The organism is Methyloceanibacter sp., assembly GCF_050728395.1.
Lineage (GTDB): Bacteria > Pseudomonadota > Alphaproteobacteria > Rhizobiales > Methyloligellaceae > Methyloceanibacter.
The window spans coordinates 123,101-137,011 of record NZ_JBOHJB010000001.1 but is presented as its reverse complement, the minus strand read 5'-3'; the positions used below and the strand labels follow the sequence as shown (position 1 = coordinate 137,011).

12 protein-coding genes are annotated in these 13,911 nt (G+C 62.2%); 11 read left to right on the top strand and 1 reads right to left on the bottom strand.

The features are described from left to right. The first annotated feature begins 2 nt into the window (after nucleotides 1-2). The 6 genes from neuC (at nucleotide 3) to ACREC7_RS00580 (ending at nucleotide 7,316) form a co-directional block, all read left to right on the top strand. Nucleotides 3-1,214, top strand: coding sequence for a UDP-N-acetylglucosamine 2-epimerase (neuC, locus tag ACREC7_RS00605; RefSeq protein WP_431553740.1), 1,212 nt, complete (start codon nucleotides 3-5; stop codon nucleotides 1,212-1,214). A gap of 48 nt (nucleotides 1,215-1,262) precedes the next feature. Further along, nucleotides 1,263-1,976 (top strand): cytidylyltransferase domain-containing protein, encoded by a 714-nt coding sequence (locus tag ACREC7_RS00600; protein ID WP_431553739.1) that lies wholly within the window; start codon nucleotides 1,263-1,265, stop codon nucleotides 1,974-1,976. Continuing rightward, nucleotides 1,973-2,950, top strand: a complete 978-nt coding sequence (locus ACREC7_RS00595) for an NAD(P)-dependent oxidoreductase (RefSeq protein ID WP_431553738.1) — start codon at nucleotides 1,973-1,975, stop codon at nucleotides 2,948-2,950. The genes ACREC7_RS00600 and ACREC7_RS00595 overlap by 4 nt, the downstream gene beginning before the upstream one ends. 182 nt (nucleotides 2,951-3,132) lie before the next feature. Next, nucleotides 3,133-4,476 carry a glycosyltransferase gene (locus ACREC7_RS00590; RefSeq protein WP_431553737.1) on the top strand — a complete coding sequence of 448 codons (1,344 nt, stop codon included), beginning with the start codon at nucleotides 3,133-3,135 and terminating at the stop codon, nucleotides 4,474-4,476. Between the two features lie 4 nt (nucleotides 4,477-4,480). Next, nucleotides 4,481-5,575 carry a glycosyltransferase family 4 protein gene (locus tag ACREC7_RS00585; RefSeq protein WP_431553736.1) on the top strand — a complete coding sequence of 365 codons (1,095 nt, stop codon included), beginning with the start codon at nucleotides 4,481-4,483 and terminating at the stop codon, nucleotides 5,573-5,575. A gap of 160 nt (nucleotides 5,576-5,735) precedes the next feature. After that, nucleotides 5,736-7,316 carry a hypothetical protein gene (locus tag ACREC7_RS00580; RefSeq protein WP_431553735.1) on the top strand — a complete coding sequence of 527 codons (1,581 nt, stop codon included), beginning with the start codon at nucleotides 5,736-5,738 and terminating at the stop codon, nucleotides 7,314-7,316. Nucleotides 7,317-7,350: 34 nt separating this feature from the next. Here ACREC7_RS00580 and ACREC7_RS00575 read toward each other — a convergent pair whose 3' ends face one another. Continuing rightward, entirely contained in the window at nucleotides 7,351-8,175 is an 825-nt protein-coding gene (locus tag ACREC7_RS00575; RefSeq protein ID WP_431553734.1) for a hypothetical protein, read from the bottom strand. A gap of 359 nt (nucleotides 8,176-8,534) precedes the next feature. Between ACREC7_RS00575 and ACREC7_RS00570 the strand changes: the two genes are divergently transcribed. The 5 genes from ACREC7_RS00570 to ACREC7_RS00550 are packed head-to-tail and all read left to right on the top strand — an operon-like array spanning nucleotide 8,535 to nucleotide 13,739. Then, a complete protein-coding gene (locus ACREC7_RS00570; protein WP_431553733.1) occupies nucleotides 8,535-9,824 on the top strand; it encodes a surface carbohydrate biosynthesis protein in 1,290 nt (429 codons plus the stop codon). A gap of 54 nt (nucleotides 9,825-9,878) precedes the next feature. Then, entirely contained in the window at nucleotides 9,879-10,730 is an 852-nt protein-coding gene (locus tag ACREC7_RS00565) for a sulfotransferase family protein (RefSeq protein ID WP_431553732.1), read from the top strand. A gap of 42 nt (nucleotides 10,731-10,772) precedes the next feature. Then, a complete protein-coding gene (locus ACREC7_RS00560) occupies nucleotides 10,773-11,609 on the top strand; it encodes a sulfotransferase (protein ID WP_431553731.1) in 837 nt (278 codons plus the stop codon). Between the two features lie 31 nt (nucleotides 11,610-11,640). After that, nucleotides 11,641-12,498, top strand: coding sequence for a sulfotransferase family protein (locus ACREC7_RS00555; RefSeq protein WP_431553730.1), 858 nt, complete (start codon nucleotides 11,641-11,643; stop codon nucleotides 12,496-12,498). Between the two features lie 50 nt (nucleotides 12,499-12,548). Continuing rightward, nucleotides 12,549-13,739 (top strand): glycosyltransferase, encoded by a 1,191-nt coding sequence (locus ACREC7_RS00550; RefSeq protein WP_431553729.1) that lies wholly within the window; start codon nucleotides 12,549-12,551, stop codon nucleotides 13,737-13,739. Nucleotides 13,740-13,911: the final 172 nt, after the last annotated feature.

Sequence of the window (13,911 nt, the reverse complement as noted above, 5' to 3'; positions counted from 1 at the left end):
TCGTGAGCCAACGGAAGGTCTGCGTCGTCGTCAACAGCCGGGCGAATTACGGCCGCATCAAGAGCTTCTTGCGCGCTGCGTCCGACCACCCGGACCTCAAGCTGCAGCTCGTGGTCGGGGCCTCCGCGCTGCTTTACCGATTTGGCAAGGCCATCGACATCATCCGCGACGACGGGTTTGAGCCTCAGGCGATCGTGCATTCCGTGGTCGACGGCGAGACTCCGGTCACCATGGCGAAGTCGGTGGGCTTGGGCACCATCGAGCTTGCCACGCATTTCGAGGCGCTCAAGCCTGACGTGGTGCTGACCGTCGCCGACCGGTTCGAAACCATCGCCACTGCCATCGCCGCGAGCTACATGAATATCCCGGTGGCTCACACGCAAGGCGGCGAGGTGACCGGCTCGATCGACGAGAATGTCCGCCATGCCATCACCAAGCTCTCCCATATTCATTTCCCGGCTACCGCGCGCGCACGAGAATTTCTCCTGCGCATGGGCGAGCGGGATGCCACCATCCATGTCACCGGCTGCCCGTCGATCGATGTTCTGGTGGAAAACGATCTCAAGCTGCCCAAGGACATTTTCGCGCGCAACAAGGGTGTCGGAGCGGATCTCGACGTCTCCAAGCCCTATGTCATGGTGCTGCAGCACCCCGTGACCACCGAATACGGCGAGGGCCTGGCGCAGATCGAGACCACGCTGAAAGCCGTGGATCGCCTCGGCCGCCAGGGCATGCAGGTGATTTGGCTATGGCCGAACGCCGATGCCGGCTCCGACGACGTGGCCAAGGGCTTGCGCGTCTTTCGCGAGAACAACGACCCAGACTATCTGCATCTCTATCGCAATTTCTCGCCCGAGGACTATGCGCGCCTGCTCAACAACGCGGTCTGCATGATCGGCAATTCGTCCTCTGGCTTGCGTGAAGCCGCCTATCTCGGGACGCCAAGCGTCAATATCGGCAGCCGGCAGCGGGGACGGGACCGCGGGCAAAATGCCATCGACGCACCACACGATGCCGACGCGATTTATCGCGCCATCGAGCGTCAGATCGCCCACGGCCGCTACCCTCGCTCCTTGATGTTCGGCGACGGAAACTCGGGCAAGCGCATCGCGGACATCCTCGCCACGGCATCTTTGCAGCTCGAGAAATCGCTGAGCTATCTCGATATGCCGGAGGAACGGCCGTCGGCCAGAGTGAAAAGGGTGAATCTCTAGCGGCCGCTCACGCTACGATATCGTCGATTGAACCGCAGTGAGCTCTTCATGCTTGCAATTATTCCGGCCCGGGCAGGCTCAAAAGGCGTTCCAGGCAAGAACAAGGCCCTAATCGCGGGCAGGCCTCTCGTCGACTACACCGTGACGGCGCTTGAGCGGGCGCGTTCGGTGAGCGGGATCATTCTCAGCACCGACGACGAGGATATCCTCGCCCTCTACCGCGACCGCCCGGGCGTGCTGGCCCTGGACAGACCGAAAAGACTTGCCGACGACGACACCGCGACTGCCGACGTCGTTGCCCATGCGCTTGAGGAATGGCAGGCGCTCGGCCGCGACATCCCCGACGCCCTATTCGTCGCCCAACCGATCACGCCGCTCCGCACCGCGGCCGATATCGATGCTGCTTACGAGCTGTTCAAGTCGAGCGGATGTGAGTCCTTGATCAGCGCCTGCCGCGCCGAAGGCATCCGCCATCCGAGCGGGATGTATCGCTTGAAAGAGGGTGAGCAGTGCGCCACGCCCTATCTCGCCCACCCGGAGCCCACCAGAAGGCAGGATTTTGAAACCGTCTACCAGCGCAACGGGGCCGTTTATCTCATCACCACCGAGTTCTTCTTCCGAACCGGAAAGCTGCGCAGCGACAACCCAACGATCTACGAAATGCCGTGGGAGCGATCGATCAACATTGATGTGCCGGGCGATCTTCTGATCGCCAAAGCGTTGATCGAGAGCGGCCTCGGCGGGAGCGACTCCGGATCATGAAGATCGTCGTGACCGAGCCCCTGCATCTCGCCGAGCGGGTGAAGCAAGCTCTGGCGGGGCTCGGCAGCGTCAGCTACGGGCCGTTCGACGATCGCGCGCTCGCCCGCGAACTCCTCGATTGCGACGTGCTCATGGTACGGCTTGGCCGGCATGTCGGGGGCGCGACACTCTTGGCTGCGCCAAAGCTCAGATTCATCCTCACGGCCACCACCGGCCTCGATCACATCGATCTCGATGCTGCACGCGCGGCCTCCGTGCGGGTCATTAGCCTGCGCGATTGCCCGGGAGCGATCGGAGACGTGTCGGCAACGGCGGAACATTGTTTTGGGCTGCTGCTCGCGCTCCTGCGCCACACGCCGGCCGCCGCAACCCATGTGCTGGAAGGTGGCTGGGATCGCGACCGGTTTTGGGGCACACAGCTCAAGGGCAAGTGCCTCGGCGTGATCGGCTACGGGCGCATCGGCGCCATGGTGGCCCGCTATGCTGCTTCCTTCGGCATGGACGTGATTGCCTGCGATCAGGTCCACGCGAAAATCGCTCCGCCGGCGATGCTCGTCGCCTTCGACGAGCTTCTGCGCAACGCCGACGTCGTGTCCGTGCACGTTACCGCCACGCTTGAGAACCGCAACCTCATCGATCGGGCGACAATAGCGCGGCTCAAGCGAGGTGCCATACTCATCAACACGGCCCGCGGCTCGCTGGTCGACGAAGCCGCGTTGGCCGAGGCGGTAAGGAGCGGTCAGCTCCTCGGCGTTGCGGTGGACGTCCTTGCCGGAGAGGAGCACGGCGAGGTTTCCAATAGTCCGCTGCTGGCGGCCGCGCGGGAAGGCTGCAACGTCCTCATCACGCCGCATATTGGCGGCGCCACGCTCGAATCCATCGCGCGGACGGAAACTGTTCTGATCGAACGCTTCTTGGATGTGCTCAAAGGCGAGGGGGCGGCGCCCGCAGAAATCTCCGCACGCCACCTATGAGCGGCACCGGGACAAGGCCTCGGCCCTTGGTTGCTTGTTTGTCCGATGGCGGACGGGCTATGATCTCAAGCACTTACCGATTTCTGCTGAAGTCTGCTCAAGGGGGACTTCTGCTGCTGTTATCTGAAGAATCGTGTCGAGGGCTCGCTGCGGCGCCGCCCAATCTCGGACGAGACCGGTAAATGCTACATACGACGCCCGCGGCCAATCTCGGCAAGGCCGTCCCTCCGACGGAGGACGCCTCGACGTCCCAAAATCGGGTCTCCGCGCCTAGCGGGAAGAAAAAGAAACTTGCCTTCGTGATCGCGCATCTCGGACCTGGCGGGGCGCAGCGCGTGGCCGTCAACGCCGCCAACGCGCTGGTCGCGCGCGGCTTCGATGTTCATGTCACGATTTTGGGCCATCGGCCCATCGTCTACTGGGTCGATCCCCGCATCGTCTTTCACGCAAGTTCGCCGGTAACGGCGGCCTTTCCCGCTTCCGATGCCGGCTCCTTGGATGACGAGCTCGAGCAGATCGCGCCGGTGAAGACGGGCAACGGCGAGCCCAACAAGCCAACCAGCCTGCTTGGAAGATACGTCAAACCCTATCTGCACCCGCGTGTGCTTGCCTTTGGCCTCAGGACGGCCGGCCCGGTGTTCTCTGTGATCTGGCAGGGCAGGCGCACCATGTGGCTCCGGCGCACGATCCGCAAGATCAAGCCGGACGCCGTTCTCTCCTTCCTCACCCAGACCAATATTCTCACCGTGCTCGCGACGCGCGGACTTGCAACGCACACCGCAATTTCCGAGCGCAACGACCCGCGCCTGCAGCGCCACCGTCCCCGCGTCGAATTCATGCGGCGGGTCGTCTATCCCTGGGCCGATGTGGTGACCGCGAACAGCAAGGGCGCGCTCGACGCCCTTCAAGCCTTCGTCCCCAAGGAGAAGCTCGCCTTTTTGCCCAATCCTCTCGCGCAACCGCCCTCCAGCGAAACCTTTGCCTTCACGGCTCCGACCGTCATCACGGTCGGGCGCCTGGTCGAGCAGAAAGGCATCGATGTCCTGCTTGCCGCTTGGGCGAAGGTCGCTGCCTCGTTGCCTGACTGGCGACTGGCGCTGGTCGGCGATGGACCTCTCGCTGACGAATTGAAGGAGCAGGCCCGCAAGCGCGGCATTGAGGGCAGCGTCGATTGGGTCGGCCATGTCTCAGATCCGTTCCCTCTTCTGCGGGGCGCCAAGCTCTTCGTGATGACCTCTCGCTTCGAAGGAACGCCGAATGCGTTGCTGGAGGCCATGGCTTGCGGACTTCCCGCCGTCGTCTCCGACGCCTCGCCCGGGCCTTGCGAGCTGATCGGGACCGACGAGAGCCGGGCCGGGCTGATCGTGCCGGTCGAGGACGCGAGCGCCACGGCCGACGCGATTCTGCGGCTTGCGCGCGACGAGACCTTGCATCGGCGTCTTGGCCTCGCGGCGCGCGAGCGGGCACGCGCGCACGACGCCGACCGCGCGATTGACGTCTGGCTCCGCCTCTTGCGCTGCGAGTGAGGCGGTGCGGATTGTCTTCGTCATTCCAAGCCTCGGTGCCGGAGGCGCCGAGCGCGTGGCGAGCCTGCTTGCCGATGACTGGAGCGCGAACGGGCATGAGGTCACTTTTGTGACCTTCGACGCGCCCGGCACCGAGCCGTTTTTTGCCCTGTCTCCGGATATCGCGCTCCGCGGGCTAGACGCGCCGGCAGAGCCTCGCGGGCTAATAGGCAAGCTGGGAACCAATATCGCCCGCATCTCGCGGCTCCGATCGGTGTTGCGCCAAATCGATTCCGACGCGGTTGTCGCCTTCATGACGGAAGCCAATGTGATCGCGCTATGGGCGAGCCAAGGACTTGGCGTTCCGGTCGTGGTCTCCGAGCGCAATCAGCCCGACCGGCCTGGACTCGGCAAAGCCCATAGGCTTGCCCGGCGTCTCGCCTACCGAAAAGCGCAAGCCATCGTCGTTCAGACCGACTCTATCGCGTCATGGGTGAAGGCACGCTTTCGCGTTCCCGTCCACGTCATTGCCAACCCGGTTCGCCTCGACGCCGGCGAAGCCCGCCGCGAGCGGGGCGATGTCCAATGGCTGGTCTCGCTCGGACGCCTCACTTACCAGAAGGGGTTCGACGTCCTGATCGAGAGCTTCGCCGCGCTTGCCGCCAAGCATCCGGGCTGGCGGCTCGCGATCTACGGGGAGGGGCCCGACCGGGCTCAATTGGAGAGCTTGCTGGCGATAAGTGGGTGCGAGGACAGGATAGTCCTGCCCGGCCTCGTCAAGGACAGCACCGAGGCGTTGGGCAGAGCGAGCCTCTTCGTCCTGCCGTCGCGCTTCGAGGGCTACCCCAACGCCCTGCTCGAGGCTCTCGCCAGCGGCTTGCCCGTCATCGCCACCGCCTGCCCCGGGGGCACCGTGGAGATCCTCGCCAATGGCGCCTACGGCATGCTCGTGCCTCCTGACGATGTTGCCGCCATGACCACGGCGCTCGACGCCATGCTGTCCACCCCCGACCTCCGCGACGCCTATGCCTGGAAAGCGCGGCGTGCGGTCGCGCGGCTCGATATCACGGCGGTGAGCAGACTCTGGCTCGACCTGTTGGCAAGCCTAAGGGGCCAATGAGCTTGGCAAAATGTGCTACGATAAGACTTTGGGGCTCCATGACGCACCGCATGGCACTTCACCAAGGTCGCCATTCCTTTGACACAGGTCTCCCGCAGGGTCTGGAGAAGCTCGCGTGGGGTCGAGCCCTGATTCACCCGAAAAATTTGGCAGCTTCCCTGTGCTAAAAGACGCAAGGCCGGTAAAGCCGATCCCCCTCCTGCCCCGGATGTGGCGACAGGGCCGCAACTATTTTTCGCTCGTTTGGTGGCTTCTCTACACGGCCTTCAAGGGGCGGACCTGGAAGCTCGCCGTTGCCGTCGGGCTCAGCCTTTTGGGTCTCGCGACTCAAGGCGCCGCGATCTACGCGGTCTATTGGTATGGACGGCAGATGGAAAAGGGCGGCGCCTTCTCAGTGCCTCTCGTGCACTACGATATCAACCTGAAAGAGCAGCCCGAATGGTTGTGGGTCATCGTGATCTTCTCGACGGGCTTCTTTATCCTGAGTGCAGCGCTCTTGTATTTGTCGCGCCGGCAGGTCCTGAACATCGTGCAGGAGCATTATTCGGCAAGTCTCGAGCAGCTTGCCTTGCTTACCAACCGCCTTCCGGATGCTCGGGTTAAGCTGGCGAGCTCTCTCTTTGTCGACTATGGCTTTGGAGGTGTCGCCACCGGAGCCCGGCGCGGCACCTTGATCGCAGTCAGTTCGGCGAATGCGATCACTGCCGTCGTCGGCGGCTTGGGTGCCGCCTTCTTCCTTATCCGCATCGACCTTCCGCTGACGCTCTTGATCATCGCGTCGGCGGGTGTGGCGGCTTTGCTTCTCTACCCGCTGACATTGCGCGGCGTGGCGAGCGCAAAGCGGCGGGAAAAAGCCCAAGAGGCGTTCAGGGTGGAGTACAAACAGCTCATCGAGAAGCGCTTGGTCAACGAGCCGGTGACGAGCTTCAAGGCAGCCGAAAGTCTGGCCGACGCCTATCTGATGCGGCGGAGGGTGCTGACCGAGTTCGTCTTCGCCATCGAAGTGGGCATCACCTTCATCTTGGGCATGGTTGTCTACTACATGGCAAGTCAGGCGCTCGCGGGGAGGGAACAATGGGCGATTTTCATCGCCTATATCGGCGCCCTGCGCATGACGCTCAACGGCGGCGCACAGGTCGTGCGCGCCCTTGCCAGCGTCAGCCGCTACTACCCTCAAATCGTGCGCTACGTCCTGCTCGTGAAAGACATGCAGAAGATCAACGCCACCGAATTCGCCAAGGTCCGGCACGGTGAGAAGATCATCCTCGGCACCCTCACCAATGGCCAGGACGTGATCGCCGAAGCTGGCGATTGCCTCGCGCTGCTCACGCTGGAAATCATACACGAGGTGGAATTCGCCTTTATCAACGCAAGGCTGCCGCATTCTACGGCGCCGCTCGCCATAATGTCTGTCGACCCCGACAAGGCTCCGAACAGCCCGGCAGCGATTGCGCTCTTGAGTTTCGACCGGCCTGCAGAAAAGGAGATAGAGCAGCTTCGGGCGTGGCGTGACGGTGACCTCAACGACAAGGTGACGCTGATTGTCCATCGGGACTCCGACAATGTAGGCATGTTTGGCGAGACTCGTATTTTGGTGCTCAACGAGGGCGAGATGCAGCGATATTTCCCGCTCGGAACCGAAGAAGCCGATGCCACCATGAAAGAATTCGCTGTCAAGGCCGCCGCCAAGCGGAGCAAGCGTGGTCTCATCGACACCGACGAAGATGAGGAAGAAGACTAAGCCCGGTAGGGTTCGCCTTCGGCCGGGCAGCGTCCTATTCGACGGCCTCTCCACGGGGAGACAGGGCCGACAAGTCACGGCTTCGCCGATTTCCTATGCGCTCCAGGAGACGCTTCCAATCGCGCCGCAGATCCTGCGCCATGTCTTGGTCGAGACCGATCTCAAGGGGAGCGAAGTGCTGATCGAGCCTCGTGCCGAGGCGCCCGCCAAATTCGCGCAACGACTTTGTGTTGAGGGAAGTAAAGCTTCTCAGAGCATAGGAGGTCTGAAAGAAAGGCCTGGACAGGATTTGTCCGGCCTTGCTGCGCGGAGAGGCGTTTTCGCGCACCGCCAAAAGCTCTGGGAGATTGGCGGGGATTTCCGTCCCTAAGAACCGGCAGAGATCGTCAACCAACGCTTCCGGCGCGCAAGACAACTCCTCGTAAAGGAAGGGGAACACGGATCTGCGGCCGTCCTCGATCAGGTCGAGCGAGCGGCACCAGGACAGATCCTCGCGCGAGAAGGTCGCAACATAGCGCTTCAACTTCACGCCCTGCTTCTTGGCCTTTTGTGCGTAGGCAGCCGAGAGCCACGATCCATGCTCGCGGAAACCGATGATGATTGGCGCGCCAGGTGCCACCGCAGCGATCGAGCCGAGCGTCTCGGTGAGCCGCTTCTTGTTGTCGCCAGGCTGCTTCTCGCTCGAGAGCGTTCCGCTCAAGGACTCATGCGAGACGATGAGGATCGGGGCGCGGGCGCCGGACTTGACGATTTCGGCGATATGCCTCGTTCTGAGGCAACTGACGCCGGCCAGGTTGGGAAAGAGATGCCGCTGGAACCAAGTCGATCCGGTCTTGTGAAGGCCGATATGGAAGAACACGTGCCGTTCCCCGCCATTTCGTAAACGCGGCCGCGATTTCGCCAGTGTGACGCCGTTCGAAACCCGGATCAAGGCGAGCGACGCAAAGAGAACTTGCCAAGGGAGACGAGCCTCGGTCTGGGGAGTGCAAGATCGCTCCGCTGATGCTCAAAGCATTGAAGTAATTATTGTTTCTGGAGTTCCACGCGTCCGGTACAGCCGATATTTACCCCTTGGCCCAATGCCATCCGAGCGGTATCAATATCGTCAGTTCGTCTCCCTGGTGGACGTCCCTAGGGTTGACCAATGCGGGGCAAATAGTTGGAAGGAGCAGGTCGATTTGACCGCCGTGAGCGGCCGCCGACCAGTCACGTCACCACATGAAGCAGGCACCAAAGAACTTTATTCTTCTGGTCGAGATGCTCGAGAGGGAATTGCCCGCCAGCGTATTGCTTGGAAGCGAGCTGACCAGCCGCGGTCACCACGTCTGGCTTATTGAGAAGGGCAGATTTCGCAAATCACCCGCCTCCTTCGCGCCGAGCATTATCCTGGAGAAGGGCGTAACGACGGGTTGCCTCCCCAAGTTTCGGTCAATTCGCGGCGCTGGGCACATCATCGCCGTCATGTGCCAAGAGGGCTTCACCTACCGCTCGGGCGACGACTACATCGACCGTCGCGTGTTCAGCGAAACGCTCAAGAACGTCGATTATCTGTTTCTCTGGGGCGAAAGAGAGAAGCAGGACCTCGAGGGTCTCCTCCCGCAAGTCCGCAGCTATCACGTAACCGGCAGCCCACGTTTCGATCTTCTTCATCCGCGGTTCGCCCAGTCCTGGGAAGCCAAGAAGCAGGAAATTCTGCGCGAGCACGGCGATTTCGTTTTCTTCACGTCGCGCTTCGGCTCGGCCAATCACTTCCGGAGAACTCTCGACGAGACGGTGGACAAGCGCATGGAGACCTACACGGGCGATGCCGTAAACAGCGCGCCCGAGCGTTTCCGCTACCTGCGGCAGCTCTTCGAGGCTTACATGAGCGCCATTGACCAGATGGCAGCTCGGTTTCCCAACCTGAAGTTCCTCGTGCGCCCACATCCGCTCGAAGAGCCCGAGACGTGGAGGGCTCACTTCAAGGATACGCCGAATGTTGCAGTTCAGAGCGGCGGTTCGGTCATTCCTTGGCTGATTGCAGCGCGATGTGTCGTTCACAGCGCCTGCACCACCGGCATCGAAGCCTATATTCTGAACCGCCCGGTCACCGAATATCATCCCGAAGAGATTCCGCGCAGCGAATTGGACCCCGTGCTTCCGGGCAAGGTCACCGGCTCCATCCACACCATCGATGAGCTGGCGCGATGGATCGAGGCGAATTTCGCCAAGGAAGCGCCGGTCAACCGCCGGGCGTCTTCCGACGATCTTATTGCCTTTCACCTGCAGAATGCGCGGGAGCCAAACGCCTATACCGAGATGGCTGCGGCCCTGGAAAGCTTCCGCACCCCTCCGCCCTGGGCTAAGTTGCTGAACAAGGTGTCGAGGGGACATGCCCCCAAGAAGATGCAGAAGCGCTACATCGAGCTCGACGAGGTAAACGGGCTCTTGCAGTCGCTGGTCAGCTGCAAGGTGAGGGACCGATTCGTCCCCGCGGTAGTCGACGAGGTCGGCATCAAGCTGCAGTGAATAGGGATCCGCGCCGGATCGTTGCCGCCAACAGCCCGACGGGAAGGACTTCGCATGTCGCCGGTCGCTAGCAAAGGTCCGGATTTTCTGGTGATCGGAGCCCAGCGGGCAGGCACTACCTGGCTCCATCGGGTCCTCCGCCAGCATCCCTCGCTTTGGCTCCCTCCCGTGAAAGAGCTCCATTATTTCGATCGGCTTGAAACCAAGCGCACGATCCTCGACCCCAAGGAGCGGCGCCGCGTCGGGGTGAAGCGCCTCTTGTCGCTCGATCCGTGGCTCATCGACTATTGGCTCCGCGCGCGCAGCGACGAGTGGTACGCGGGGCTGTTCCGCGACGCTCAGGCGAGGGGGCTGATCGCCGGCGAGATTACGCCAGCTTACGCCACGCTGAACGAGAAGGTTCTGCGGCGCGTGCAGGCCATGAATGACAAGGTCAAGCTCATCTTCGTCATGCGCGATCCTGTGGAGCGGGCCTGGTCGGCGGTAAACAATGCGGCAAAAAAGGGCGCCGCCGATGCTTCCACCGTGGAAGGCTCAGTGAAGCGCGCGCGAGAGTCGGGAGCCGTGGCGCGCTCGGCCTATGCCGATACTATCAGGCGGCTCGAGGCAGTGTTCCCCGCTCGTCAGATCCATTATTGTTTCTTCGATGACCTCCGCGACCAGCCAGAGGCGCTGACCTCCAGCTTGTTGTCATTTCTTGGCGTCGAGCCCGTTCCGGCGGCTCCGGTGTGCTTGCCGCAGGCGGTCAATGTGGCCGCTGGGTCGAAGCCAATTCCGCTCGAGTTCTCGCGCGAGATGGCAGGCGACTACCTGCCCATGGTCCGTGATCTCTGCCAGCGTTTCGATGGCCCTCCGCGGCGCTGGCGGGCACGTTATGAGAAGCTGCTGAATGGTAATGCCGAATAGTCCCATGAGCACCGCAGGCTCCGGCTTCGGGGGGAGGGGAACGTGGTGAAGGTCATCTTCATCGCGAGCCTGAGCCATAGCGGTTCGACGCTGCTCGATCTCATGCTCAATGCCCATCCCGACGTGGCGTCGGTCGGCGAGCTGAAGCAGCTCGGGCGCTTTGCGCGCCTCGAGAAGCCCAACCGGCAGCTTCGCTGCACCTGCGGCGCCGAAAGTCTCCTGTCCTGCGAGTTCTGGACCCGGGTCAGCGCCCACACCCTGGGCGCCACCGGCCGAACCATCGGCGAGCTCAATGTCGAGGATTACGACGAGGTGAAGAGCTTCGACCGAGACAATGCCGCTCTGTTCCAGGCCATCGCCTCCGTGTCCGGAAAGCGATATGTCGTCGATTCGTCGAAGCACGTCGCGCGGCTTTCGCTGCTCACCGAGAATCCTGCTCTCGATGTGTTTCCCATCTTTCTGCTTCGCGATCCCAAAGGGCAGATTTGCTCGTCGAAGAAGTCGTCGGCGAGCCTGGCCAAGCTCATCGGAAATTATGTCCGTACCAACCGCGAAATCCACGAGCTGGTGAAGGATCGCCCGCATTCGGTGGTGCGCTACGAGGAGCTTGTGCAGAGCCCTGAGCCGGTTCTCGATCAGCTGATGCGTCAGCTTGGCCTCTCCTTCGATCGGCAGCAGCTCGAATGGGCATCGCAGATACGCCATAATGTCGGCGGCAACGGCATGCGCCGCAGCCACTCGAGCGAGCTGAAGCTGGACGAAAAGTGGCGCGATCACCTTACCTTGCTGCAGAAGCTTGCCATCGACGCCGGCACGCTTCTCGGTCGATATCGTTACGCCAAATCCGTGCACCCAAAGACGATGCCAGGGGCCTCATGACCCTCCGGCCGATCCTGAGACCCTCGTCACGATGCAATTGATCCTAGTCGGGGGAGCGCAGCGTTCTGGAACCACACTCCTGCAAACGCTGCTGGTGAATGCGCTTCGGTCTCCGAACTTGCCGGAAGCGCACATCCTCTCCGACATCCTCGCCGCCCATAAGCGGGCCAAGGAGTTCGGCAACAAGACAGGTTATTTCTATGCGACCGACGACGATCTCCGCGCGTTCTTCCAGTCTTTTGCCGAACGTCACGTCGCGGACATCGCGGCAAAAGCGAAACCTTCCGCCGCCCTCGTCCTGAAGGACCCCAACTTCATTCAGGTGCTGGACGAAGCCGCTTCCTTGTTTCCCCGCTCGGTTCGCATTGTTTGCATGCGCGACCCTCGGGACATCGCCGCCTCCTTCGTGCAAATCGGGCAGAGGCAGCAGTCCGCGGCACCCAAGCCCGGCAAATATGAGAGGCGTGACATCAACTTCATCAGCAAGAAGATCCTTGCCTCCTATCAGCCCCTGCTGCACGCGGGCAGACCGAATGCCGTCATGGTGCGCTACGAGGCGATAGCCAGCGATCCCAAGGGAAGCCTCGAGGCCCTTGCTCGCGATACGGGACTTGACCTGGCGCTCGATCGCATCGAGCGGCCGGTGTGGCTCGACGCCCAAGCCCGTCACGAGGCGTCGTGGGTCACCGAGCTCGAGGGCGCTGAGGCATCGCCGGCGAGCATTGGCTCCTTCAATCGGGTGCTGACCGGCGAGGAGATCGCAATGGTTCAGCAGATCTGCGAGCCGATCATGAGCCAATTTGGCTACGCACCGGTCGAAACGCCTCGGCCCCGGGGGCGTGTGCTGCGCTTCTTTGGCTTGGGACAGTCGCGCCCGGGAAAGCTCTGAGGACGGATAACTTTACCGCCGCCGTTTGAATTTGCGCTAATACGCCAAGCATGCAGTTGCAAAACAACAACTCAGGCCGCCGGCTTCTCGTCGTTACCGAGTCGCTTGGGGTCGGCGGGACCGAGAGTCACCTCATTCGAACGCTTCCGCGACTGGCTGCGTCGGGCTGGAGCGTGGTCACCTTTTGCTTGACCGAGCGCGGCGAGCGGGCCGAGCAGGTCGAGGCCGCCGGCGTCGAGGTTGCCGCCTCTCCGCGACTGGCAAGGCGCAAGGGATCATTCTTGCGTTATCCGGCGCATGTGGCGCTCGCCACCAACAACCTCTACTGGCTGATGCGGCGCTGGCGCCCGCACATCGCTCACTTCTATCTTCCCGGTCCGTATTTGATCGGCGCCAATGTCGCTATCGCTGCGCGCATACCGATCAAAATCATGAGCCGGCGCAGTCTTTCCGACTATCAGCGCAACTGGCCACTGGTCGCGCGGCTGGAGCGGCGTCTGCATGCGAGGATGAATGCAGTGATCGGGAACTCGCGGGCCGTGGTCCGCCAGTTGATCGATGAGGGCATTCCCGAGGCCAAGGTAAGGCTGATCTATAACGGCATAGAGGTCTCGCCGGCGCTTCCCGATCGCAACGAGGCGCGACAGGCGCTCGGCCTCGATAACGACACCCTGGTCGGCGTGGTCATCGCCAATCTTATTCACTATAAGGGGCATCGCGAACTGGTCAGGGGATTATCGCATCTCGAGCAGGAGCTTCCTTCGAACTGGCGCATCTTGGTGGCCGGGCGGGATCACGGCATCCGGGCCGAGCTTGAGGGGCTCGCTGCCGCGCGCGGGATCAGCCACCGCATCCAGTTCCTCGGGGAATATTCCGACATTCCACGCCTGCTCGCAGCCGCGGATTTCGGGCTTTTGACCTCGCGCGAAGAGGGTTTCTCCAACGTCATTCTCGAGGGCATGGCGGCTGGACTGGCGATGATCGTCACCGACGTCGGCGGCAATGCCGAGGCGGTGTTGCACGGTGAAACCGGATTCGTCGTGCCGCCCCGAAACCCTAAAGCCATCGGCGATGCCGTCCTTGAACTGGCGCGCAATCCCGAGCAGAGGAAGCGCTTCGGGGCCGCCGCCCGCAAGCGCGTCGAAAGGGAGTTCTCCATCGATAAGTGCGTCAAGGCGCACGCCGATCTTTACGAGGAAATGCTGGACAAGATCGAGGCGAGGAAGATGGCTGCGGAATAGTGGCGCGCGCCTGGCCTCCGGCGGCAGGCAGGGCGGTTTTTTGCCTCGATTCATCTAAAGTTCAAGTGTCATAAACGATGTGAACAGGTACGAGGAGCGTCCAGTAAGCACTTGCGTTTCTTCGGGTCCTCTTCTCTGATAAACGAAACCGGCGCTGGCGATCTGAAGCTGA